Source organism: Paenarthrobacter sp. C1 (assembly GCF_049315185.1).
Lineage (GTDB): Bacteria > Actinomycetota > Actinomycetes > Actinomycetales > Micrococcaceae > Arthrobacter > Arthrobacter nicotinovorans.
In genome coordinates this window covers 82536-106628 of sequence record NZ_CP186053.1, presented here as the reverse complement: position 1 = coordinate 106628, position 24093 = coordinate 82536, and the positions used below count along the sequence as shown (strand labels likewise).

Genomic DNA, 24093 nt, shown 5'->3' with positions numbered 1-24093 from the left:
CGCAGCCCTCCTCCTCTCTGGGGAGGTCCCGGTCAAGGCGCCCAGGTGGCAACCGCCATCCCGGCGCTGGCCCCCGCAGACGCGGACACCCTCGTCCTTGCTCCGTACTCGGAGTCGTGGTGGGCCAAGGTGGGCGCCATGGCCCCTGCAGACACAAGACTGGCCGAACTGAACGCTTCCTCCTTCAGTGGTGACATCAAGGCCATCGGATACTCCCGCAGCCAGGACCACGAAAAGCACGACATCCCGATGACCGGACCGTCGCGCTTGTTCTATATCGAAGCTTCCAGTACCGACGCTGCGCAGAAGATTGCCGAATGGCTCAAGAGTGCCAACGGGTTCGAGGGGAGGCGTGTCTTCGTGGAGGGAAGCACGGTGGTCATCGGACAGTCCTGGCTCACGTCGTTCAAGGCACCTGAGCAGACAATGGCCGGCGCGGGAGGCTACGCCGGAGTTCTCACAACGACAGAGGGGTCAATGTACCGCAACCCGGACAACGAAGTCCGGTCGCTGACTGGACCCGATGACACCGCTTCCGCAAGGGCACTCACTGCGGTCATGCGCAATGGGTTCGGCTTCACCGAAGGAACGACTTGGGTTGGAACAAGTCCCGACGGCACTTCTTGGAGCGGAGATTTCCGGTCAGGAGGGGTCGACCCGGAGCAAATCAACTTCACCGGGCCCGAGGCGCCTTGGACGCTACAGCAGTGAAGATCGGGGAGGTCACGAACAACAACGTAAAGTACACGGGCTTCTCCAGTGGGATGGACGGCATTCTCAGCAGTGCCGCCTTCCGGGCACCGGGGAAGGGAACGATGGGTTCAGGACAGGGGCTGGAAGCCCTGCCGTCATCAAGGACGAGGCTGTGTCGGCAGTGTCAAACGTAACGGCCTGGGGTGCGGCCGCGACGGGCATCTATTCAGGGAAGGAAAATGTCGCCACACAAGCGGTGTCGGCCAGCACCCGTTCCATGCAGATGACTTTCACGTATGGTGCAATCGAACAAGCATCCAAGTGAGAGACGAGTTGTTGACGCTTTGCTACCCGGCGTGTAATTTCTGAGAAATGGAGAATAACTTGAAGCGCACAATGACCGGCCTGCTCGCGGCCTCGGCACTGGGAGCCTCCCTGCTGTTCGGCGCCGCGCCCGTTCAGGCGGCAGGGTGCCCGGCGGGAATGCACTGGGTAAACCTCGGTGGCGCCATGGGCGGAACCTGCGCCCCGAACTCCAGCGGTGGAATCGGTAACGGCTCGGGCAGCGGGAATGTCGGCGGCCCAGGGGAGGCGGGGCCGGCACGGCACCTTCCGCACCCGGCTACCAGCCACCGGCGCCCCCGGTTTACCAGGCTCCCGCACCTCCCGTTTACCAGGCGCCCGCTCCGGCCACTGCACCTGCCCCCAAACCTGCACCGGGCTACCAGGCGCCCGTTCCCGCTCCAGCTCCAGCGCCGGTTTACCGTGCTCCGTTGGTCGGTGGCGGTGGCTCTGCCCCCTCTTACACCGCTCCGTCCTACACTGCTCCTTCGGGGGAGGCGGGGGAACCTACGTGAACCCCAGCACCGGGGCCGCAGTACAGCAGAATGCCCAGGGTGGATGGGTTGATGCCGCAACGGGCGCCGAGGTTGACCCCGCGGTCGCAGCTGAAGCACAGGCTGCCTCCGAAGCTCCTGCTGCGGAAGCCGCTGCGGCCGAGGCGAAGGCTGCTGAAGCTAAGGCAGCAGAGGAGAAGAAGGCTGCTGAGATCAAGGCGGCTGCCGCGACCGCTGCCATCAAGGCTAACGTCAAGGACGCCGTGGCGAAGGCCTGGGAGAGCCGCTAAACGCCCGATTAAAAAGCCCCGCTGCGCAGTCGAGCAGCGGGGCTTTTGCTGCCGCTTGTGGTTTTGTTCGCTTGGTGTAAGAAGATAGACTGTTACGGTAAATGCTTTTCCCGACGCACACCCTGGGAGTCCCATGACCACCGCCACCACAGCGAGCCCGCTGGAGTCCTACCAGCACGGCCGCGACAATTTCCTCTCCGTTGTGCTGGGCGCCATGGGAGAGCTCGAAACCTCTGTCCTGGAATTCCAGCACAAGCATGAAGGCCAGGCCCGCTCAGCGGGTGCTGACCTCGCCGAGGCCCTCCGCGAGAAGGCGCGGCTTGAAAGGGGTCGTTTGCGGGAGAGGGCGAAATCCTACGCTAAGGCTTTGGCCAACGATATTCTCCGGTAAGATTGATGTGTTCCCAGGGGATAGGAGAAGTCGCTTGATATCTAGTATGACGTCTGTCGCACCTGCTTGATCGCGGCCGCGATAGCTAGATCGCGTTGCTCCTCTTCTCCATCCGCGTTCCAAGCTGCGGAAAGGCACCCATAAGCGTACGCCTGGTCGAGCAGGCGACGCGGATCGACGTCCAGCGCACGAGAGAATGCGTCCGCCATCTGTGCAATGCGTCTAGGATCGAGACAAAGGTCGTCTCTGTCAGCCGGATCGTAGAACATATTGGCGGCGCCAAAGCCCACTTCACCGACCAGACCGACGGGATCTATCACCAGCCAGCCGCGACTGGAGAACATGATGTTTTCATGATGCAGATCGCCATGTAGCCCACGCAGTTCCGAGGCATTGCTCATCATTTGATCGGCTATAATCGCCGCGTGGACGTAGTCAGTTTGACAACCTGCGTTTTGATCATCGCGCGCCCGCTGAAACAAAGCTGCAAAGCGATCCCGGATCGGGAGAAGGGCAGAAGGCAGGGGTTCCTCAGATGCGGCATACAGCTTCGCCATTAGTTCCGCTGCAATTTCGGTCGCCTGGTAGTCGCCGTGCTCGGCAACGATGTGAGAGAGCATTCGCTCCCCGGCATATTCGAGCAACATCAGATTGTTCTCACGACCGAGCAACCGGACTGCTCCCCTCCCATTGCGCCATACCAGATAGTCGGCCCCGCGCAGTTCATCAGCAATGTCTTCTATAGGTTTCAATCCCTTGACGATTGCAGGAGTCCCGTCTGGCAATGAAACTTTCCAAACGAGGCTGGAAAAGGTGTCCGCAATGAGAACAGGTTGCGAAACGTGCCAATGAGCAGGAAAAACAGGCGGCATGAACATCAACCCCAAGTCAGAGGGTCCAATCGCAGATAGAAGGCAAGGCGTTCGCGGTCGGGGGCTTCGATCCCCAATACATTGAATAGGACAGCGAAGGCGCGCTCTGCTTCATCTGGCGCTGCCCAGTTCTCTTCGGCGTTAGCAATCATGAGTGCCAAATCGGCATAGCGATCTGCTGTTCCGAGCCGCCCAAGGTCGATCAGACCCGTGCATTGAAGAGTTTTAGGGTCCACCATGAAGTTCGGCATGCAGGGATCACCATGGCAAACAACCATATCGGTGCGCTCTTGGTCGAGCCGCACCGGTAGCTCTCGTTCGACACGAGCCAAAAGATCGAGCTGCGGCGTACTCTTGTCCTCGTCCGGTAAGAAGTCGGGATTGACGGCATTGCGGGACACCACATCAACGGCGCGTCCGAACATTCGCGACAGCCTGCGCTCAAACGGACATTGATCAACCGATAGGCTGTGAACAGCGCCAAGTTGCTGCCCCATTGACGGCCACGCTTTGAGCAAATCCGCTCCAGACAGATCAGCCGCCGGTACTCCCGGAATTGCCGTTATCACCAAGCATGCACCCTCCTGTTCCTCCTGCCAGTTGATCACCTCGGGGCAAGCCACACCTCGACCTTTGAGCCAAATGAGGCGGTCACGCTCTCCAGCGAGCTCACCGCGGCGGGAAGCAGGTGCGATTTTCGCGAAGGCATGCCCGTCACCACGTCGAAAAACAAAATCACCAGATTCTCCGCCTCTGACAGGCAACCAGTCAGAATGCGATTCACCAAAAAAATATTAGTTCGATTCAATGGAGGTTCCTTCAGTTTTCTGATGAAGCGCGGAGGTGGCTCAACCTGCGAAAAGAAACGAGTTGCTATGGACTTGCACCGGTTGTGTTCCGGTCTATCTCTCATTTTAAGCGGCTTTTTTTCTCAAATGCCACCGGCGATTTCCAGCCGAGTGTTGAATGTCTTCGGCGTGGATTATAAAAGCCATTTATATATTCGAAGATTGCAATCTCAATATCTCGCCTTGTTTGCCAGTGTCTGCGCCAAATCAACTCAGCCTTTAATGATTTAAAGAAGCTTTCTACTGCGGAGTTATCAAAACAATTGCCTTTCCCGCTCATGGACGGCAGCAATTGATGTTTGAGCAGTAGCTTTTGATATTCATGAGCGCAATATTGGCTCCCACGGTCTGTGTGTTGAATACAACCCGGTGGTGGTTTGCGTAAAGCCAACGCCATATTCAGTGCCCCTTAATGCAAGATCCTGCTTTAATCGATCACCTGTTGCCCAGCCAATCACGCGACGGGAATACAGGTCAAGGATAACAGCAAGATAGACCCATCCTTCTCTGGTCCAAACATAAGTGATATCGCCTGCCCATTTCTGGTTGGGTGCGCTTGCGCTAAAGTCTTGTTTTAATAGGTTCGGTGCAATGTTGAAGGTATGATGACTATCCGTTGTCCGTTTGAATTTACGCGTTCGAACAACTGTAATGTTATTCTGGCGCATCAAACGTCCAACCCGACGCTGCCCAACCTGCAGGCCCAGCGCTTTCAACTCTTCTGTCATACGCGGCCTACCATAGCTCCCCAAACACAACCGATGCTGCTCACGTATATGCGCTAGAAGTATAAGATCACGACGCTGGCGCAGTGATGGAGGACGGCGTTTCCATGCACGTAAACCACGATCTGTTACGCCCATCAAACGACATATGCGTGAACGTGAGAGAGAGCCACGGTAATCCGTAATAAACTGAAATCTCACAGCTTTTGTACTGCGAAAAATATTGCTGCCTTTTTTAATATCTCCTCTCCTCCCGAAGGATACGGTTCTCTTTGCGTAAACGTTCATTCTCACGCAGAAGATCAGTGTCTTGGGTAGGAATTTTAGTTTCATCGGAAATTGATGCGATCCATTTCCCAAGCGTGGAAAGCCCAATACTTAAATCTGACGCAACTTGACGGCGTGTTAAGCCACTAGTGAGTGCTATGCGAACTGCATCACGCTTAAATTCATCACTATGCTTTAATGACATATATGGTCTCCTTGATAACAAATAATGCTCTCAAAAAGACCGGAACGAAACCGAGGCAAGTCCACTACGTAAGTCCGAGAACATGCTTTCCATGGTCTCTGAGCTCGCCTTTGGGACCGACATATCGGTAGAGAGTGACGCGCTCGATGCCGAGTTCCTTGCAGAGATCGGAAACTGAAGTATCGCGCTGGGCCATGGCGGCTTGCGCGAGACGCACCTGAGCTTTGGTGAGCGCGAATTTTCGTCCGCCCTTGCGACCGCGCGCTCTCGCGGAGGCGAGACCCGCCATGGTGCGCTCTCGGATCAGATCCCGCTCGAACTCGGCCAAGGTGCCGAAGATTCCGAACACCATGCGACCGGACGCAGTCGTGGTGTCGATCTGAGCGCCCTTTCCAGTCAGAACCCGCAGGCCGATCTTGCGGTCTGACAGCTCCTTCACCGTGTTGACCAGATGGGCAAGCGATCGTCCGAGGCGATCGAGCTTCCAGACCACCAGCACATCGCCGTCACGCAATGACTTGAGGCAGGCAGTCAAGCCAGGGCGATCATCACGACCGCCGGAAGCAAGATCATCATAGATATTGTCCCGTTCGACACCTGCGGCGCGCAAGGCGTCGTGCTGCAGGTCGAGAGACTGCGAGCCATCGGCTTTGGAGACGCGGGCATATCCGATCAGCATGTATCACAAACGTTGGTTTGAGGCGGCGCTTCGGCCACGATTGCATTGACCTCTGGAAATGTATCTCAACCAGCTTCATAAACAAAGCGTCTTGAACGCTATCAGATTTTGAAAAAGGAACATGTATGCCGCGTCGCGTCACTCTAACCGATCGGCAGAAAGACGCGCTGTTGCGCTTGCCGACTTCACAGACGGATTTGCTCAAGCACTATACGCTGAGTGATGAAGACCTTGGGCATATCAGGCTGCGTCGGCGCGCTCACAACAGGTTCGGCTTCGCCCTGCAATTGTGTGTCCTGCGCTATCCCGGCCGGGTGCTGGCTCCAGGCGAACTGATCCCTGCAGAGGTCATCGAATTTATCGGAGCGCAGCTTGGCCTGGGTGCCGACGATCTCGTAGACTATGCTGCCCGCGAGGAAACACGGCACGAGCATCTTGCCGAGTTACGGGGGCTCTACGGCTTCCGCACCTTCTCCGGACGTGGTGCGAGCGAGCTGAAGGAATGGTTGTTCCGAGAAGCCGAGATGGCGGTGTCGAACGAGGATATCGCCCGTCGCTTCGTAGCCGAGTGCCGACGCACCCGCACTGTCCTTCCCGCGACATCCACGATCGAGCGGCTTTGTGCCGCGGCTCTCGTCGATGCCGAGCGACGCATCGAGACGAGGATCGCCAGTCGGCTGCCTATGTCGATCCGAGAACAGTTGCTGGCATTGCTCGAGGAGACGGCTGATGATCGGGTGACCCGTTTTGTGTGGCTGCGCCAGTTCGAGCCTGGCTCGAACTCTTCGTCGGCCAACCGGCTGCTCGACCGGCTCGAATATCTGCAACGCATCGATCTCCCCGAGGATCTGCTTGCCGGCGTTCCTGCCCATCGGGTGACTCGTCTGCGCAGGCAGGGTGAACGGTATTATGCCGACGGCATGCGCGATCTCCCGGAGGACAGGCGGCTTGCGATCTTGGCTGTTTGCGTCTCGGAATGGCAGGCGATGTTGGCCGACGCAGTGGTCGAAACCCACGACCGGATCGTCGGCCGTCTCTACCGTGCTTCGGAGCGTATTTGCCATGCAAAGGTCGCAGACGAAGCGGGGGTGGTGCGTGACACCCTGAAATCCTTCGCCGAGATCGGGGGCGCCCTGGTCGATGCACAGGATGATGGCCAGCCGCTGGGCGATGTCATCGCGAGTGGGTCAGGGTGGGACGGTTTAAAAACCCTTGTTGCAATGGCAACCAGGCTGACCGCCACCATGGCCGACGATCCGCTCAATCATGTGCTCGACGGTTATCACCGCTTCCGCCGATACGCTCCACGCATGTTGCGCCTGCTCGATCTGCGAGCTGCGCCCGTTGCACTGCCGCTTCTGGAAGCGGTGACGGCCCTTCGTACCGGTTTGAACGATGCCGCGATGACCAGCTTCTTGCGGCCCAGCTCGAAATGGCATCGCCACCTTCGGGCCCAGAGGGCTGGCGACGCTCGCCTATGGGAGATCGCGGTGCTGTTCCATCTGCGCGATGCGTTCCGCTCCGGAGATGTCTGGCTTACTAGGTCCCGGCGCTATGGCGATCTGAAACACGCACTCGTTCCGGCACAATCCATCGCGGAAGGCGGTCGTCTCGCTGTGCCATTGCGGCCGGAGGAATGGCTGGCAGACCGGCAAGCTCGCCTCGACATGCGGTTGCGCGAGCTTGGCCGTGCCGCTCGCGCAGGCACGATCCCGGGCGGGTCGATTGAAAACGGCGTTCTGCATATCGAGAAACTCGAAGCCGCCGCGCCGACAGGCGCCGAAGATCTGGTGCTCGATCTCTACAAGCAGATCCCGCCCACGCGCATCACCGATCTCCTGCTGGAGGTGGATGCGGCGACCGGCTTCACCGAAGCGTTCACCCATCTGCGCACAGGAGCACCCTGCGCTGACCGGATCGGGCTAATGAACGTTATCTTGGCGGAAGGGATCAACCTCGGCTTGCGCAAAATGGCGGATGCGACAAACACCCACACCTTCTGGGAATTGATCCGCATTGGACGGTGGCATGTCGAGGGCGAAGCCTATGACCGGGCGCTGGCCATGGTGGTCGAGGCACAGGCAGCGTTACCCATGGCCCGGTTCTGGGGCATGGGCACGTCGGCTTCGAGCGACGGACAGTTCTTCGTCGCTACAGAGCAAGGTGAGGCCATGAACCTGGTCAACGCGAAATATGGCAATACCCCGGGCCTGAAAGCCTATAGCCACGTCTCCGACCAATATGCGCCGTTCGCAACCCAGGTGATTCCTGCAACGGCAAGCGAAGCGCCTTACATCCTCGATGGCCTGCTGATGAACGATGCTGGACGCCATATCCGCGAGCAGTTCACCGACACGGGCGGCTTCACCGATCACGTCTTTGCCGCATGTGCCATTCTCGGCTACCGGTTCGCTCCGCGCATCCGCGACCTGCCATCCAAACGGCTCTACGCGTTCAATCCGTCGGCCGCCCCGGCGCACCTGCGAGCGTTGATCGGCGGAAAGGTCAACCAAGCCATGATCGAGCGCAATTGGCCCGACATCCTGCGCATCGCCGCCACCATTGCTGCCGGTACCGTCGCGCCAAGCCAGATTCTGCGGAAACTCGCCTCCTATCCGCGGCAGAACGAGCTCGCGACAGCCCTGCGGGAAGTCGGTCGCGTCGAGCGCACCCTGTTCATGATCGACTGGATTCTGGATGCCGAACTCCAACGGCGTGCCCAGATCGGGCTCAACAAAGGCGAAGCTCATCATGCGCTGAAGCGGGCAATCAGCTTCCACCGCCGCGGTGAAATCCGCGACCGTTCCGCCGAAGGCCAGCATTACCGCATCGCCGGCATGAATCTGCTCGCCGCCATCATCATCTTCTGGAACACCATGAAGCTCGGCGAGGTCGTTGCAAACCAGAAACGCGATGGAAAGCTGCTATCGCCCGATCTCTTGGCCCATGTTTCGCCGCTCGGATGGGAACACATCAATCTCACCGGAGAATATCGCTGGCCAAAGCCTTAGCGTAGGATTCCGCCCCCTCCCGCAAACGACCCCTCCTTGGCTGCGAGGCTTGCATGGCCCAGTGAATCCCAATTGGAATGAATTAAGTGGGACATCCGGCCGTGGCGTGTCGTGAGTCATGAGGACCGGGCCTTCACTTAGAAGCCCAGGGCCACGGCTGCTGCGGCGGCGAGCCAGGCGCGTTGGGTGGCGGGTTGGAGGGCGTCGTAGCGGATGGGTCCGTTGACGAGGGCGGGGTCGTAGGGGATGCGGGCGACGGCGCGGACGTGGGGGTGAAGGCGTCGGCGATGCGGCGGGCTTCGTCCTTGGCGCGTTTGAGGGCGTCGCTGGTCATGCTGTGTCTGGCGTCGGTGGATTCGGAGACGATGACGACGGCGTTGCGTGCGAGCTCGGCGTCGTGGCCGCCTCGGGATTGGAGGGTCTGGAGGGTCAGGCGTGCGGCCTCGGCCCGGTCTTCGATGGCTGTCACGGGGACGACGAGCTGGTTCGTGTGGTGGATCATCCTGCGCCAATTGGCGGCCCGGGCCGTGTTGCCGGAGTCCATGACGATGAGGCGGTAGTAGCGGGTGAGGACCTGGTGGGCGATGTCCACTTCTTCGGCGGTGACCTCGTGGTCGCCTTCGTCGTTCTCATCGGAGCGGAGGACGTCGTACTTGTCCGCGGTCTGGTGGTGGACGAATCGGGCGATCTCGGCGGCCTGGGCGCTGGGGAGAGGAGTGCCTGGGAGGAGTCGATGAGGTCCAGGACGCTGTTGTCGTGGCCGCCCTTCTCGGTCCGCCAGCCGAGCGTGCCCTGGGATTCGTTGTTGTCCCACGCGACGGTCGCGGCGCCGCTGTAGCGGGCGAGGATGGCGCTGAGCATGACGACGGTGGGGTCTTGTTGGCCCCGCCCTTGCGGTTGACGACGGCCACGGTGCGGGGGCCGGGCCAGTGCTGGCTCACGGTGCGGACGTCCTCGCGCTCTGCCAGTTCCTCGGCGGAGGGGCTCATCTTCAGGCCCAGGCGGCTGAGGGCGCCGCGCCAGCCCCGCGTGGCCGGCTGCAGCAAGGGGGCGCTGACGAGGAATGAGGTGTGCTTGAGGCTGCTCCGAGTTGCCGGCTTCGCAGCGGCTCCAGCGGCCGGGGCAGGTTCCTGCGTGCGCGCGATGGCGGCGCCGAAGGTCGCGGGCGCAGCGGGCCGGTGCCGGAGTTCCTCCTCGAGCGCAGGGGCGTCGGGGACGGGCGCGGGAGCGGGCTTTGGCGGCACGGGACCCTGCGGGCGCCGTGGGGCGGCCTTGGCTGGGGGCGCCTCGCTGACGGTGCCTTCGGGGGTGACGATGATGAGGCCTTGTCCGTCGGGGTCGGTGGTGCTGACCTTCACGGGTCGGCCGAGCTGGGCGGCGGTGTCGGTGATGAGGCCGAGGGCCTGGCTGAGGACGGCGGCTTCGTCGTCGGCCTGGATGGCGTGGGAGGTGCCGTTGATGGTGACTTCGCCGGTTCCGTCGGCACGGAGGACGGCGTCGATCCTGGGAAGTCGAGGGCCTGCGTTTCCATGGTCTGTCCTGTCCTTGATTGGCGCCTGTCGGGCCTTACTTGGTGCCGTCCGGGGTGTGAAGCGGTTGACCTGCCAGGGCTTGCCGGCCGCGGCGCGCAGCAGCTGCACGTCGTAGTCCCCGGCATCGGTGGGGAACACGACGTGGCAGCCGAAGCCGTTGGCCCGGTCGACTTTGAGGCGGCCGGGGCCGGTGATCTTCCTGACCGGGATGTCAGCCGGGTCGACGTACTGGTAGTCCGCGGCGGCCTGGGGGTGAGGAGCTGCCCCAGGTCCTGGATCCAGACCGTGTCGGCAACGGTGGGGCGCGCGTAGAGGTCCATGGCCTTGGTCGCCGTGTCGAGGGCGGAGGTCTTGCTCTGCTCGTCCCAGGCGATGCCGAGGGTGGGCGGGGCTGTGCCTCCGGGGGCCTGGGACCGGCCGCCGCTGCTGAGCGTCGCCGGCGCTGCGGCGGAAGCGCTGGGTATCTGCCCTTGGGGCGTGGTGCTGGAGGCCGGGGCCGAGCAGGCGGTGCACGCGAGCACGGCCGCGAGGGCTGTCAGGGTCCGTCTCATGGTTCCTCCGGGTGGTCGCTGCCGGGCAGGTACAGGAAGGCGCTGGGGGTGCCGTCCTGGACGGTGCGGGTGTAGTAGGCGTGGTCGTCCGGGGGCGGGTTGCCGTTGTAGCCCTCTTCGAGGTAGCTGCCGTCGCCGTTGACGGCCTTGACGATGCCGACGTGGCCGTAGGCAGGGTCGGCTCCGCCTGTGCCGGGGGCGTACCAGACGACCGCCCCGAGCCGGGGGTGTCGCCGGTGGGCCAGCCCTTGGCGTCCCAGGCGTCCTTCCAGGTCAGGGCCGAGCCGAGCATGTCGCCGTCGGGCCGGAAGGTGCTGTTGAGCACCCTGTAGGGGGCGCCGGCGCTGCCGAGCTGCTGGTTGATGCGCCAGAGGGCGAAGTCGGTGCATTCACGGTTGAACATGCCCAGGGGAGAGGCCTGGTAGAGCGGGGCCGTGCGCCAGGGCAGGTCATCGTCCCTGCCTGCGGTCCCGGGGATGCCGCAGGAGCTCTGACCGCCCGTGGTGGGCACATCGGCGAGGGCGGCGACGACTTCGGTGGCTGCTGGCCAGTAGGACTGGTAGTGGTAGGGGTCGGCGTTGCGCTGGACCCGGTGCGCGGCCGCGGTGGGGTCGAGCTGCTCCCACCCGCTGACCTTCTGAAGGGCCTTGAAGAAGTTGGTGGCGGAGACCGTGGGGTCCATCCGGTCCTGGTAGGACCCCAGACGCCGTTGTCGCGCTGCTGGAAGAGGCCGCGGGAGTCCGGGCCGGGCCCGTCGCCGTGGTCCAGTACGCGCAGGCCGGACTCTCCCATGGCCGTCATGACGGCAATGGTCTGGCCCCGTGCCGAGACGCCCAGGGCCTTTCCGGCGTTGATGACCAGGGCGGCGTTCTTCAGCTGCTCTCCCTGGTAGCCGGCGACGGCGACCTTGGGCAGCCTGCCCGCCTCGACGCTGACGCTTCCCCCGGTGGGCGAGCAGACGTCGGCGGCAGCCTGCGAGCCGCCGCCGGCCATGACGATGGCCAGGACAAGGAGGGCAGGAGTGAGGACAGCCCCTGTGACCAGGAGCGGTCCGCCCTTCTGAGACTGCATGTGCCCCCTCGCACTCGGAGTCCGCTAGGACTCGGCCTGGTCCTCTCCGGCTGCCTGGTCGCCGCCGGCCGTGGGTGTCCTACCTTCCCGGAGCGAGTTCCGGTTCTGCCCACCCAGTCTTTGACTTGATCTCTGGCGATCAGCCATGTCTTCTCGACTTGGTAGGCAGGGATCACCCCGGTCTGCAGCCAGCGGTAGACCGTGTTCCGGGACAGCCCGAAGATCTCCTCGAGGTCCTGGGGCGTCAGGCGCTCCGGGTACTTGGCGAAGAGCGCTTCCAGGTACTTGGGATCCACGCTCAGTCCATCCCACCGCATAGGTCCACCATAGCCCATGAATTGGTACTGTGGTGTACTAGGGGTGATTGAAAGTTACTAACGGCGTATCGGGGGCTCATGGGGGCCTTTCGTGTCAGACGGGACCAATACGATCTTCGCGGACATGACAGGGGGATGGTGAATGCCAGCGTCAGGAAATCGGTGGGTCGCCTTCGGCGCCGAGACCGAAGAGGAGCCGGCACCCGCCGCGGAGGAGCTTCCGCGTTCCTGCCCACCGGGGCCACCAGGCCCCAGCTCAGCGTCCCGGAGCCCGACCTCGCCGACAGGCTTCCCCGGCGCAGCGTCTCCGGGGCCGCCCCGGACTACTGGTGGCTCGGTGTCCACGGGGGCGCCGGCGAGACCTCCCTCGCACGCCTGGACAGGCGCACCAGGGCCGCCGACCACCACTGGCCCATGGCCGGGTCCGGTTCCACCGTCGTCCTCGTCGCCCGGTCCAATGTGCCCGGCCTGCGCGCCGCACAGCGGGCCGCCACCGAATGGGCCTCCGGCGCCGTCCCGGAAGTCCGCGTCGCCGGCCTCGTGGTCATGGCCGACGCCCCGGGGCGGCTCCCAAGGAGATCCGCGACTTCTCCCGGATCGTGGGCGGCGGCGTGCCCCACCTGTGGCACCTCCCTGGATCGAGGCATGGCGCCTCGGCCACGACGTGCCCCCTGAAGGACTTCCCAAGGAAGCCCGCACCGTGCTCGACCAGGTGCGGATCGCAGCAACCACCACCGCCGGACTGCCGGCCACCTAGAAAGAGGAAAAGCCCATGCTGTTCGCCAAGGCCATGGAATGGTCGAGCTTCGTCATCACCGAGATCCCCAACCCCGGCATGGGCGAGGCCCCTCCCGGCTCGGGCGGCCTCATCACGATCCTCAAATGGGTCGCCTGGATCGTCTTCGGCCTCGCCGTCGCCGGCATCCTGATCACCGCCGGGACGATGATGGTCAACAACCGCCGCGGCGAGGGCGGCGAGCACGCCGGCCGCCTCGCCTGGGTCCTGGGCGGATGCATCCTCGCCGCCTCCTCCGGCGGCATCGTCGGCGCCCTCGTCTGAAGAAGGGGCAGGCCATGACGGAACCGACAGTGAACGAAGACCAGAATCCGCTGACCAAGCCCAAGTTCATCATCTCGGCTGTTGTCGTGGCGGTCATCGCTGCGCTTGCCATCATCCTCGCCCTGATCCCCAGAAGCGGCGGAACGCCAGCCGCCGGACCGGCCCCCGCCGCAAGTACCAGCACCGGCCAGCCCAACCCCGCATCGGAGGCCAGCGTGTGCGGCCTCCCCTCCGGCGACCAGGCGAAGCCCGCTGCCGCCCCCGCCGACACCAAGTGGGAGCTGGTCGGGAAGATCGCCGCCCCCACCTCGCCCCAGCAGTTCGGCCCCGGAACGACAGAAGCCAACGGCCTCCGCTCATGCTTCGCGCACTCGCCCACCGGAGCCCTCTACGCCGCCGCCAACGTGACGGCCCTGTCCAGTGCCGGCAAGGCACGGCTCGTCTTCGAGGACCTCGCCGTTCCGGGGCCCGAACGTGACGCGGTACTGAAGTCTTCTCCGAGCGCAGCCCCTGATTCCGTGACCGCGCAGGTCGCAGGCTTCGCCATCCGCTCCTATGACGCCGACCGCGCCGTGGTCGACCTTGCGTTCAAGGGGTCAAACGGAGCCTTGGTCTCCATCCCGGTACCGCTTCAGTGGTACGGCGGCGACTGGAAGTTCGTTGTCCCCGCCACGGGCAGCACAGGGGCAGCACAGATTCCCGGCCTCAGCGGCTTCATCCCCTGGTCAGGCGTCTGATGGCCTGCGAGGGATTGAACGTGGCGAACCCCTTCTGTCAGGCGGGGCAGGCCATCCAGGATGTGGCCGACGACGCGATCAAGAACTGGGCCAAGGCGATTGCCGATGCCGCTGGGCAGACGGCCAAGACGCTCGGGACGTTCTGGGTGAATGCCGGTACCCCGAACCTGACCGCAGCCCCGGGAGGGACGACGGCCAGTGATCCGGTGCTGTTCCTGCAGAGCAGCCTCTACTTCTGGACAGCGGCCCTCGGTGTGCTGTCGGTGCTGGTGGGCGCGGGCAAGATGATCATCGAGCGCAGGGGGCCCCGCTGCGGGACCTGGGCCGCTCGCTCGCGACGCTCGTTGTCGTCTCGGGTGCCGGCGTCGCGGCTGTCGGGCTCCTGACCGTCGCGGCGGATGAGTTCTCGGCCTGGATCATCAAGAACTCCACCAATGGGACCTCGTTCAACGAGAACATCAACGGCATGCTCCAGCTCTCGGCCACCAGCCCCGTCGGAGCGGTCATGATCATCCTGCTCGGGCTGGTTGCGATCCTCGCCCGGTCCTGCAGATCGTGCTCATGATCGTCCGGGGCGGCCTGCTGGTCGTCCTGACCGGGATCTTCCCCACGGCCGCGGCGTTCACCAACACCGAGGCCGGCAAGGGCTGGTTCCAGAAGTGCACGGCCTGGCTGATCGCCTTCATCCTCTACAAGCCGGCCGCCGCCATCGTCTACGCCACGGCCTTCCGCCTCACGGGGGCCAAGATCTTCGGCAACGGCGGGGACGGCAAGGACTTCGGCTCGGCACTCCTGACGACAGTCACCGGGCTGGCACTGATGGTCATCGCGCTGTTCGCCATGCCGGCCCTCATGCGGTTCGTCACGCCGATGGTCGGCGCCGTCGCGGGCGGCGGCGGCGCCCTCGCGTCAGGTGCTGTCGCCGGGGTGGCATCCGGCGCCATCAGCATGGGCAGTGCCGGCAGAGGCAGAGGGTCGGCCAGCACGACACACAGCAGCAGCTCGGACCAGTCCTCCGGGCCCCAGGGACCCTCGGGGACTGCGAGCCAGGGCACGGCCGGGACCTCGGGCACAGCGGGCAGGACCGGGGCCCAGGGCGCCGGCGCGACAGGCGCACAGCCGGGGACAGGAGCAGCCGCCTCCGCCGGTGGGAGCGGAGCGGCCGCCGGCAGCGGGGCCGCCGCGGGCGGTGGCGCTGCAGCCGGGGTGCAGCAGCGGCCGGTCCTGGGGCCGCCGTGCTGGTTGCGCAGAAGGGCCTCGAGGCCGGCCAGGCGGCCGCCGGGGCGGTCAGGACATGGGCGAAGAATCAACAGGGGGTGCCTGAGCAATGGCAGCAGTCGAGAACGCGTACCGGGAACCGACCTACGGCAACTGGCGCCGGCCCCGCAAGGCCGGCATCGGCACGCTGGGCGGCCTCGCCACAGCGGGACTGTTCGTCGGCCTGATCATCACGGTGATCTGCTTCTTCGTCGGCGGCTGGGCCGCCGGCCTGACCGCCCTGGTGGTCCTGGGCCTGCTGCTGGCCCTCGTGTCGGTGACGGACAAGCACAGCAAGTCCGTGGGAGAGAGGGCCTTCGCCCGCCTCGCGTTCCGTGCGGCACGCCAGAAGAAGGCCAACATCTACCGCTCGGGGCCACTGGGCCTGACGCCGTGGGGCGAGTTCCAGCTGCCCGGGATCGCCGCCGGGTCGAGGCTGCACGAGTTCCACGACTCCTACGGCCGCCCGTTCGCCCTGATCCACCTGCCCTCCACCGCCCACTACACGGTGGTCTTCGGCACCCAGCCCGATGGGGCGTCCCTGGTCGATCCCGAGCAGGTCGACGCGTGGGTGGCCAACTGGGGCGGCTGGCTGGCCTCGCTGTCCAATGAGCCGGCCGTCGTCGGGGCATCGGTGACGGTCGAGACGGCCCCGGATTCGGGGGCGCGGCTGCGGCGGGAAGTGGAGTCCAACATCCACGAGGACGCCCCGGACATCGCCAAGGCCATGCTCCGCGAGGCCCTTCAGACCTACCCGCAGGGCTCTGCCACCATCCGCGCCTGGGTCGCGCTGACATTCAGCGCCGCCGCCCGGCCAGGTGGGAAGCGCCGCACGGTCGAGGAGACCGCACGGGACCTGGCCTCGCGCCTTCCCGGGCTGACCGAGCGGCTGGAGTCCACCGGGGCCGGCGCGTGCGCGCCGCTGGACGCCCAGGAGCTGTGCGAGGTCGTGCGGGTCGCCTACGACCCGGCGGCAGCGCGCCTGATCGACGAGGCCCACTACCAGGGCACGCCCGTCGACCTGTCCTGGGGCGAGGTCGGCCCGACCGCGCACCAGGCCGGGTGGGACAGCTACCGCCACGACTCCGGGCACTCGGTGTCCTGGACGATGACCGGTGCCCCGCGCGGCCACGTCCTCGCGTCGGTGCTCGGGCGCCTCGTCGCCCCGCACGGAGATCGACCGCAAGCGCGTCACGCTGCTGTACCGGCCCATCGAGGCCGGCCGCGCCGCGGCCATCGTCGAATCCGACCAGACCAATGCGCTCACGCGGGCCTCCTCGACCACCCGGCCCACGGCGCGGGCCTCGTGGATGCCCGCGCCGCGCAGGCGACGGCCGCGGAGGAGGCCAAGGGCGCCGGCCTGGTCAACTTTGGCATGGTCGTCACCGCCACCGTGCTCTCCCCGGGGCCTGGATGACGCCGTCGCCGTCGTGGAGGGCAACCTGGGCCCCTCGGCCCGGCTGCTGCTGCGCCGCGCCCACGGCTCCCAGGACTCGGCCTTCGCCGCGTCGCTGCCCCTGGGCCTGGTCCTGCCCAAGCACCTGAGGGTGCCCGAAGAGATCCGCGAGGCCATGTGATGCCCACCAGCAACAAGAACCGGCGCACCCCTCCCGGGCCGCGAAACCTGCTGCCGCCATCACGCGGCGGCCCGGGCTCCGCGGCTGGCGGGGTGCCGGGCAGGGGAGGCCCTCTACGTCACGGCCGCCGACGAATGGCGCGGCACCTCCGTCCAGGTCTGCGGGCTGTGGCCCTTCGTCGGCGGCTCCGGCACCCCCATCGTCGGCGTGCCGATCGGCGTCCACACCGACACCGGGGCACCGTTCGGCGGGGACCCGATCAGCTGGTTCATGCACGGCATGATCAACAACCCGTCGATGTTCGTCCTCGGCCTGCCGCACTACGGCAAGTCCACCCTGGTCCGGCACATCGTCCTGGGCCTGGCCGGCCGGGGCATCAACCCGCTGATCCTGGGCGACCTGAAGCCCGACTACGTCGACCTCATCCGCGCCCTGGGCGGCCAGGTCATCAGCCTCGGCCCCGGCCGCGGCCACCTGAACGTCCTGGACCCCGGCGAGGCCACCGGAGCCGCCGCCCGTCTGCACGCCGCAGCCCAAGGGCACCGCGCCGACGCCGACCGGGCCGTCGACCAGGAAACCGCTGCGCGGCTGCTCGCCGCGGCCGTGAAAGGCGGAGAAGCTAGCCGAGCAGCTCATGGCCGACTCGCACAACCGCCGCCTGAACATGATGACCGCGCTGATCACGATTGTGCGCAACGCCAAGCCCAGCGCGCACGAGGAATCCCTGATCGACCGGGCCCTGCACATCGTCGACGAGCGCCTGGACAGGGTGCCCCTCATCGGGGACCTGATCGAGGTCATCAAGGACGCCCCCGACGAGCTGCGCGCCATCGCCCTGGACCGCGGCGACATGGGCCGCTACCTGGACGCCACCGACCAGCTGCGCCAGTCGCTGCACTCCCTCGACGGGTCCGGCCGCTTCGGGGACATGTTCTCCAAGCCCACCGACCAGCCCATGGACCTGGCCAAGCCGGTCGTCTTCGACCTCTCCGGTATCTCCGACACCCAGCGGGACATCCAGGCCGCCTCCCTGCTGGCCTGCTGGTCCACCGGATTCGCCACCGTCCAGGTCGCCCACACCCTCGCCGACGCCGGTCTGGAGCCGCGCCGGAACTACTTCGTCGTCATGGACGAGCTCTGGCGGGCCCTGCGCTCCGGCGAGGGCATGGTCGACCGGGTCGACTCCCTCACCCGCCTGAACCGCACCGAGGGCGTCGGCCAGGCCATGATCACCCACACCATGAGCGACCTCGAGGCCCTGCCCACCGAGTCCGAGCGGATGAAGGCCCGCGGCTTCGTCGAACGCTCCGGCATGGTCGTCTGCGGCGCCCTCCCGGGGCCGAGATGGAGAAGCTGAACAAGGCCGTCACCCTCTCCCGCGCCGAGCAGGCCCGCCTCATCTCCTGGGCCGACCCAGGCTCCTGGACCGACGTCGGCGGGAACCGCAAGCGCGTCCGCCCCGGCCTGGGCAAGTTCCTCTTCAAGGTCGGCGGCCGCCCCGGCATCCCGGTCGCGCTCAAGCTGACCAGCGTCGAGGAATCCCTGCACGACACGAACAAGCGCTGGCACGCCAAAAGTGAGAAGTTCGGGTGAATTCTGACGGTTTCGGCCTGAACCTGAGCATGGTCGCCGGTTGGGGCCGGTGGGGGTGCTCAGGTTCGGCGAACCTGTCCGTCGGCTGGGGCGAGGTCGGGGTGCGCGACGGTGTCGAGGTAGCGGGTGGCGGCTTCGACGCTGAGCCCGAACAGGTCGCAGACGAGGCGGATGTCGCCGCCGGTGGCGTGGATCTCGTGGAGTATGCGGTCCTCGCGCAGGGCTCGGGGCCGCAGCGTGATGCCGGTCCAGGGGTACTGGGGCCGACGGGGACGAGCCGTGGAGCGGTTCGCCTGTTGATGAGCAGGTGGGGGTTGGCGCTGCCGGGCCAGGTCCGGCTGCGGTGGTCGAGCCAGGCCGCCAGGCGGGTGCGCACCGGGGCGGCCAGCGGGACGTCCCGGTCGGCCAGGACGAGGGCTCCGTCGCGGATGTCGGTCAGCTGCAGGTGCCTGAGCTGCCTGCCGGTCAGGGCGTGGAAGGCGACCAGGGCGACCGCGAGGGCGACCACCGGGTCCGGGTTCAGCTCTTCCCGGATCACGGCGGGGTCGAGGGCGAGCGGGATGGTGGCGGCCTTGGGGAGGCCTTCATCCCGCGGGTCGGGTCGGCGAAGATGAGCCGGCGGCCCTTCAGGGTCGTGAAGAGCGACTTGAGCCCGTTCCCGGCGATGTGGCGGCGGCCCCCTGTTCCGGCCAGTGCGGCGGTGACGTGGGCGCGGGTGACCTCGGCGAAGGACTCCAGGCCGGCCTCGGCCCAGCCGTGGACGACGGGCTCGATGCCCAGGATGTGGGCCCTGATGGTCTGCGGGGTGCGCGGCTTCTGCCGCGGGGCCTGGGAGGAGCCCTCGGTCAGGACCTGCAGCCAGACCTCGAGCTGGTCCTTCATGGCCTGCGGCAGGGTGGCGGTCTTGGCGGCGAAGTAGCGTTCGAGTCCGCTCGGGCGGTCCTCGATGAGCAGGCCGGCCGCGGCCAGGACGTCGAGCGTGGAGGCGATGTTGCCCGAGTACTGGCGCAGCTGGAGGACGTCGGTGGCGCGGACCTTCGCGGTCGGGGCGGCCCGGAGGGCCTGCAGGAGCCGCAGCGAGCGGGTCACGTCGTTGCGCTGCCGTTTGCTCCAGCCGGCCTTCTCGGCGTGCTCGCGGACGATGGCGGCGCAGTAGCGGGTCAGCTCGCTGTCCTCGGCCCGGACGCGCGCCGCTACGGCCGCGGGGTCGGGGGCCATCTTGAACAGCGCTGCCTGCACCCCGGCCCCGGGGCCGGTGGGCTGGCGGTCCCTGGCGCGCCGTTTCCAGGGGGCGCGCTGGTCCGGGCTCAGTGGTGGTGCCGCGGCGGGCGAAGTTCAGGTTGGCGAAGAAGAGCTGCTGGCCGTCGCGGTTGGCCCCGGTCAGGTCCAGGGCGCGGCCGGGCTCCTGAGCATCCGGGCCTGTTCCAGGCAGAGCCGGCAGGCTCCCCCGCTCTCCGATGCGGGCGGTGCGGCCGCAGAAGCCGCAGGCCCCTTGCGGGTAGTGGGAGCGCCACCAGCGGCAGGGCCAGCACGTGAAGCTGTGGCGGCGGTAGACGCCGAAGGCCAGGCAGTCCCTGCACGAGCCCGGGTACTGGGGGCTCCCGGGATGGCAGGCGGCGCACATGCCCTGGCTGAAGTAGTCCCTGCCGGTGCCGCACCTGGAGCACGGCGGCGCGGTGAAGGGCCCGCCCGGGAGGCAGTCGTAGCAGCAGTCCACGCGCGGGCGGACCCAGGCGACCCGGTTGGACTGGCAGCGGGTGCACATCGGCGGCGGCCGCAGGGGCGCCCCCGGTCCCGGGGCCGGGCTCACAGGGGCGGCTCGGACCGCGGCCTGCCGAACCTCGGCGCCACGACCGGCGAGGCCGGGGCGCTGCCCGGGCCGGCGCCGTTGACGGCCTCGGCCTTCCGGGCCGGCGGCCGGCGACTTTCTCCGGCTCGGGCGTCATCAGGTCCGAGGGCGTGCACCCCAGGACCGAGCAGAGCACGTCGAGCTCCTCGAGCCTCATCGTCGGCGGCGTCCCGGCCCACCAGGACGACATCTTCCCGGCACTGATCTCCAGGCCGGCCTCGGCGAGCATCCGGCGCATCTGCGCCGACTTCCAGATCCCGCGCTCGGCGGCCCTCATCCGCAGGTTCCACTGCACGGGCTCATCCTTCCTTCCGCGTGACGGCGAAGCGGGACTCGACCCGCTCGTTGGCGTTCTTCCAGGCCGCCTCGACGTGCTCGCTGCGCACGTGGATGTAGCCGGAGGTGGTGGCGAGCCACTGGTGCCCCAGCAGCTCCTGGAGGGCCTTGATGTCCATCCCGGCCCCGTAGAGCGAGGAGGCGCAGTAGTGCCGCAGGACGTGCGGGCTCATCCGTCCCGACCAGGCCGGCAGCCACTTCTCCACCTGCAGGCCCAGCGCCCGCCGCAGCGCGTTGCCGCCGACCCGCCCGCACCGTCCCAGCTCCCGGTCGAAGCGCTCCGATGGCAGCAGGGGCGCATCGGGGTCTGCCCAGTCCTCCCCGTACTGGTGCCGGACCTCGCCCAGCCACCAGTCGATCAGCTCGGCCGCGCCGTTGATCGCCGGCACCAGGCGGGGCTTCGGGCCACGGCCGTGCGAGCCCTTGCCGAAGCGCACGTGGAGCTTGCCGAAGCCGCCCAGGTCCGGGCGCCAGTCGCGGATGTCCAGCATCACCGTCTCGTTGATCCGCAGCCCCAGCCGGCGCCACAGCGAGGCCGCGAAGTAGTCCGCGCCGCGGGCAGGTACTTGCGGGCCTGCGGGATCGACTGGCGCCAGGAGGTGAAGAACGCATCGATCTCGGCCTCCGACGGCGGCACCCGTACCTTGCCCAGCGACTTCCCGGACTGGCGGTTGAACTCGTCGATGGGCTGCTCGACCAGCACCCCGGTCGCGCGGTGGATCCGGCCCTGGTAGCGGCTGATCACGAACTCGTAGAACAGCGCCAGCGTCCCGGCCTTGCCGGCCCTGGTGCTCACGCTGTGGCCCAGGCGCCGCTGCTCGGCCAGGAACCTGTCCGCGTCCTGGCACGTCGCCGCCCACAGCGGCCCGGACACGGACCGGGCGAACTCGATCACGATCGCCCGGGTGCTGCGGATATGGCCATCGCTCAGCCCGGCGGCCGCCATCGCCAGCGCATGCTCGTCGACGATCTCCTGCTCGAAGTCCTCGACCGCCTGAGCACCCCAGAACTCCGGATCCCCGGCCCCGCCGCCCGGCAGCGCCACCAAGCCCATCAGAACCCGACTTCAACAGGAGCGACCATGCATCGACCATACAAGCAAACCGTCACTGTGGTCGACGGTCCATCAGTTCCCGTCCACGGCGGAAATGAACCGACACCACCTGCCAGAACGCGGCCACACACCGCGATCCACCCCAGCGAACCTGAGCGGATAGAGATAGAAGGAGGATCACTCTGATGGGCGCACCGAACAGCGGCAGGCGGTCCCAGCTCGACCCCGGCACGGTCCTGCTCTGGGTCCTCATCATCGCCGTGGTGCTGGCCGTCGGGGCGGTCACCGGTGCCGTCCACCTCGGCTCCGCCCTCGCCCACGACGGGCAGCGGCTGCCGGCCAACCCCTTCGAACTGGTCCTCGGCCTGCTCGCCCGCAAGGTCATCTGGCCGGCACCGTCCACGTGGGTCCTGGCCGGCCTCGGCGCCGTGGTCGCCGCCTGCGCTGTCCTCGTGGCCCGTGCCGTCCTGCGCCGCCGCGCCAAGCGCTCCCGGGTGGACGCAGCAGCCCAGCACATGGCCAAGGGCCGGGACCTCCGGGCCCTCAGCCTGGCCGGGGCGACGGCGACCGCCGAACGCCTCGGAGTCAAGGACTCCCCGGGCGTCCCTGTCGGCAGGACCGTCCTGGGCCGCCAGATGGTCTACGGCTCCTGGGAGGACATGCACATCGACATCTGGGGCCCCCGCACAGGCAAGACCACCTCCCGCGCGATCCCCGCGATCTCGCCGCCCCGGGCGCTGCCCTGGTGACCTCCAACAAGCGCGACATCGTCGACTCCACGCGCGACGTCCGGGCCGCCGACGGGCCGGTATGGGTCTTCGACCCCAGGCCGTCGCCCTCGAGGAACCCACCTGGTGGTGGAACCCCTCTCCTACGTCACCGACGAGGTGCGCGCGGCCCGCCTCGCCGACCACTTCGCCTCAGGTTCCCGCGGCCCCGACGCCAAGACGGACGCCTACTTCGACCCAGCCGGACAGGACCTCCTCGCCGGCCTCCTCCTCGCCGCGGCCCTGGACTCCCGCCCGATCACCCAGGTCCACACCTGGCTCACCCGGCCGGCGGACGACGAGGCCGTGGACATCCTCCGCGCCCACGGCTACGCCCAGACCGCCAACGCGGTCGGCGGCGTCATCAACGCCCCCGAGAAGCAGCGCGGCGGCGTGTACGGGACGGCCCTGCAGATGGCCTCCTGCCTCACCAACCACCAGATCGGCCAATGGGTCACCCCCAAGGGGAGGGCGACAGCCGGCCGCAGTTCGACCCCGCTGACTTCGTCCGGTCCAAGGGGACCCTGTACAGCCTGTCCAAGGAGGGCAAGGGCACCGCCGGCCCCTCGTCACCGCCCTGACCGTCGCCGTGGTCGAGGCCGCCGAAGAGCTCGCCGTCCACTCGCCCGGCGGCCGACTCGCAGTGCCCATGGTCGGGGTCCTGGACGAGGCCGCGAACGTGTGCCGCTGGCGCGAGCTGCCGAACCTCTACAGCCACTACGGCTCCCGCGGCATCGTCCTGATGACCATCCTCCAGTCCTGGTCCCAGGGCGTGGAGGTCTGGGGCCGGGACGGGATGCGCAAGCTCTGGAGCGCGGCCAACATCAAGGTCTACGGCGGCGGCGTCGCCGAAGCCGAATTCCTGGGCGAGCTCGCCCAGCTCGTCGGCGAGTACCGCTACACCAACACCACTCAGTCACGGTCCAGGCAGGGCACATCCACCAGCCACGACAACGACCGCAAGGAGCGCACCCTGGACGTCTCGGACCTTGCCGCCTTCCCCGCGGCCGCGCGATCATGTTCGCCTCCGGCGCCCCCGCCGCACTGCTGGAGACCGTGCCCTGGATGAGCGGCCCCAGGCCGAGGCGGTGCGCGCTTCCATCGCCGCGCACGACCCCGCCAACCAGCCCGCACCCGCCAAAGCCGGGGTGTCTGATGGGTGAGGACCTGGGAGAGTGGGACGACGACCCTGAGGATGCCACCATCTCGGAGCCGGCCGGGGACGCGCCCGAGCTGTTCTACCCCAACGTCGCCGAGTTCGTCAGGGAGAAGCTGGCAGTCAGCTACCGCCGCCAGCTTAACGTCCAAGGCGGGACCACCTGGTGCCCGCAATGGTGGAAGCACGCCGAAGCCATCAGCCGCCTCGAAGCCCTCTGGCGCGCCTGGGAACACCTCCGCCTCGACGGCACCACCGGCATGAGCGTCTGGTGGCGCGACCACGCAGACCACCACATGACCGTCCTCCTCTCCACCGACGGACCCTTCAAAGGCTGCAACCCCGACGACGGACACCGCTCCAAACTCGCCCCGCTGCCCTGCGAGGAACCACCGGCAGGTCTGTTCTGACTGCATGCC

General features: G+C 66.6%; 19 protein-coding genes and 5 pseudogenes. 13 read left to right on the top strand and 11 right to left on the bottom strand.

Features of this window, described 5'->3' with window-relative positions; genetic code table 11:
• Positions 1-45: 45 nt before the first annotated feature.
• From ACNAOU_RS22870 to ACNAOU_RS22860, 3 genes are all read left to right on the top strand, one after another.
• Positions 46-711 (top strand): hypothetical protein, encoded by a 666-nt coding sequence (locus ACNAOU_RS22870; protein ID WP_422758823.1) that lies wholly within the window; start codon positions 46-48, stop codon positions 709-711.
• Between the two features lie 835 nt (positions 712-1546).
• The gene (locus ACNAOU_RS22865) at positions 1547-1819 is read left to right on the top strand and encodes a hypothetical protein (RefSeq protein ID WP_422758822.1); all 273 of its coding nucleotides are present in this window, start codon (positions 1547-1549) and stop codon (positions 1817-1819) included.
• Between the two features lie 133 nt (positions 1820-1952).
• A complete protein-coding gene (locus ACNAOU_RS22860; protein WP_193593887.1) occupies positions 1953-2210 on the top strand; it encodes a hypothetical protein in 258 nt (85 codons plus the stop codon).
• A 41-nt stretch (positions 2211-2251) separates the two neighbouring features.
• Here ACNAOU_RS22860 and ACNAOU_RS22855 read toward each other — a convergent pair whose 3' ends face one another.
• The 4 genes and pseudogenes from ACNAOU_RS22855 to ACNAOU_RS22840 form a co-directional block, all read right to left on the bottom strand.
• Positions 2252-3088, bottom strand: coding sequence for an aminoglycoside O-phosphotransferase APH(6)-Id (locus ACNAOU_RS22855; protein ID WP_000480968.1), 837 nt, complete (start codon positions 3086-3088; stop codon positions 2252-2254).
• Positions 3088-3890: pseudogene (aph(3'')-Ib, locus tag ACNAOU_RS22850) on the bottom strand (aminoglycoside O-phosphotransferase APH(3'')-Ib). The gene ACNAOU_RS22855 and the pseudogene aph(3'')-Ib overlap by 1 nt, the downstream one beginning before the upstream one ends.
• 101 nt (positions 3891-3991) lie before the next feature.
• A pseudogene (locus ACNAOU_RS22845) lies at positions 3992-5127 on the bottom strand (IS3-like element IS1133 family transposase).
• Between the two features lie 64 nt (positions 5128-5191).
• Complete coding sequence (locus ACNAOU_RS22840; RefSeq protein WP_193593888.1) at positions 5192-5806, bottom strand: recombinase family protein; 615 nt, start codon at positions 5804-5806, stop codon at positions 5192-5194.
• A 125-nt stretch (positions 5807-5931) separates the two neighbouring features.
• Between ACNAOU_RS22840 and ACNAOU_RS22835 the strand changes: the two genes are divergently transcribed.
• Positions 5932-8817, top strand: coding sequence for a Tn3 family transposase (locus ACNAOU_RS22835; protein WP_001138082.1), 2886 nt, complete (start codon positions 5932-5934; stop codon positions 8815-8817).
• Between the two features lie 133 nt (positions 8818-8950).
• On the opposite strand, the gene ACNAOU_RS22830 is transcribed toward ACNAOU_RS22835, so the two are convergent.
• From ACNAOU_RS22830 to ACNAOU_RS22820, 3 genes are all read right to left on the bottom strand, one after another.
• The gene (locus ACNAOU_RS22830; protein WP_422758821.1) at positions 8951-9409 is read right to left on the bottom strand and encodes a hypothetical protein; all 459 of its coding nucleotides are present in this window, start codon (positions 9407-9409) and stop codon (positions 8951-8953) included.
• 37 nt (positions 9410-9446) lie between these two features.
• Positions 9447-11582 (bottom strand): hypothetical protein, encoded by a 2136-nt coding sequence (locus ACNAOU_RS22825; RefSeq protein WP_422758820.1) that lies wholly within the window; start codon positions 11580-11582, stop codon positions 9447-9449.
• Between the two features lie 190 nt (positions 11583-11772).
• Positions 11773-12288, bottom strand: a complete 516-nt coding sequence (locus ACNAOU_RS22820; protein WP_422758819.1) for a helix-turn-helix domain-containing protein — start codon at positions 12286-12288, stop codon at positions 11773-11775.
• Positions 12289-12423: 135 nt separating this feature from the next.
• Between ACNAOU_RS22820 and ACNAOU_RS22815 the strand changes: the two genes are divergently transcribed.
• The 4 genes from ACNAOU_RS22815 (at position 12424) to ACNAOU_RS22800 (ending at position 14471) form a co-directional block, all read left to right on the top strand.
• Positions 12424-12963 carry a hypothetical protein gene (locus tag ACNAOU_RS22815; RefSeq protein ID WP_422758818.1) on the top strand — a complete coding sequence of 180 codons (540 nt, stop codon included), beginning with the start codon at positions 12424-12426 and terminating at the stop codon, positions 12961-12963.
• A gap of 97 nt (positions 12964-13060) precedes the next feature.
• Positions 13061-13348 (top strand): hypothetical protein, encoded by a 288-nt coding sequence (locus ACNAOU_RS22810; protein WP_422758817.1) that lies wholly within the window; start codon positions 13061-13063, stop codon positions 13346-13348.
• Positions 13349-13362: 14 nt separating this feature from the next.
• On the top strand, positions 13363-14085 hold the full coding sequence (locus tag ACNAOU_RS22805; RefSeq protein WP_422758816.1) for a hypothetical protein: 723 nt from the start codon (positions 13363-13365) through the stop codon (positions 14083-14085).
• A gap of 20 nt (positions 14086-14105) precedes the next feature.
• Positions 14106-14471, top strand: coding sequence for a hypothetical protein (locus tag ACNAOU_RS22800; RefSeq protein ID WP_422758815.1), 366 nt, complete (start codon positions 14106-14108; stop codon positions 14469-14471).
• A gap of 327 nt (positions 14472-14798) precedes the next feature.
• On the opposite strand, the gene ACNAOU_RS22795 is transcribed toward ACNAOU_RS22800, so the two are convergent.
• Positions 14799-15395 (bottom strand): hypothetical protein, encoded by a 597-nt coding sequence (locus ACNAOU_RS22795; protein WP_422758814.1) that lies wholly within the window; start codon positions 15393-15395, stop codon positions 14799-14801.
• A 17-nt stretch (positions 15396-15412) separates the two neighbouring features.
• Here ACNAOU_RS22795 and ACNAOU_RS22790 point away from each other — a divergent pair, with 17 nt between their 5' ends.
• The 3 genes and pseudogenes from ACNAOU_RS22790 (at position 15413) to ACNAOU_RS22780 (ending at position 18512) form a co-directional block, all read left to right on the top strand.
• On the top strand, positions 15413-16759 hold the full coding sequence (locus ACNAOU_RS22790; RefSeq protein WP_422758813.1) for an SCO6880 family protein: 1347 nt from the start codon (positions 15413-15415) through the stop codon (positions 16757-16759).
• Entirely contained in the window at positions 16653-16919 is a 267-nt protein-coding gene (locus ACNAOU_RS22785) for a hypothetical protein (RefSeq protein ID WP_422758812.1), read from the top strand. Before ACNAOU_RS22790 ends, ACNAOU_RS22785 begins: the two co-directional genes overlap by 107 nt.
• A 58-nt stretch (positions 16920-16977) precedes the next feature.
• Positions 16978-18512 (top strand): annotated as a pseudogene (locus tag ACNAOU_RS22780) (ATP/GTP-binding protein).
• Positions 18513-19046: 534 nt separating this feature from the next.
• Here ACNAOU_RS22780 and ACNAOU_RS22775 read toward each other — a convergent pair.
• From ACNAOU_RS22775 to ACNAOU_RS22765, 3 genes and pseudogenes are all read right to left on the bottom strand, one after another.
• A complete protein-coding gene (locus ACNAOU_RS22775; RefSeq protein WP_422758811.1) occupies positions 19047-19730 on the bottom strand; it encodes a hypothetical protein in 684 nt (227 codons plus the stop codon).
• A gap of 89 nt (positions 19731-19819) precedes the next feature.
• Positions 19820-20590 carry a helix-turn-helix domain-containing protein gene (locus tag ACNAOU_RS22770; protein ID WP_422759251.1) on the bottom strand — a complete coding sequence of 257 codons (771 nt, stop codon included), beginning with the start codon at positions 20588-20590 and terminating at the stop codon, positions 19820-19822.
• Positions 20591-20660: 70 nt separating this feature from the next.
• A pseudogene (locus tag ACNAOU_RS22765) lies at positions 20661-21751 on the bottom strand (tyrosine-type recombinase/integrase).
• Between the two features lie 185 nt (positions 21752-21936).
• Between ACNAOU_RS22765 and ACNAOU_RS22760 the strand changes: the two are divergent.
• Positions 21937-23681 (top strand): annotated as a pseudogene (locus tag ACNAOU_RS22760) (type IV secretory system conjugative DNA transfer family protein).
• On the top strand, positions 23674-24084 hold the full coding sequence (locus ACNAOU_RS22755) for a DUF4913 domain-containing protein (RefSeq protein ID WP_422758810.1): 411 nt from the start codon (positions 23674-23676) through the stop codon (positions 24082-24084). The pseudogene ACNAOU_RS22760 and the gene ACNAOU_RS22755 overlap by 8 nt, the downstream one beginning before the upstream one ends.
• Positions 24085-24093 lie beyond the last annotated feature (9 nt).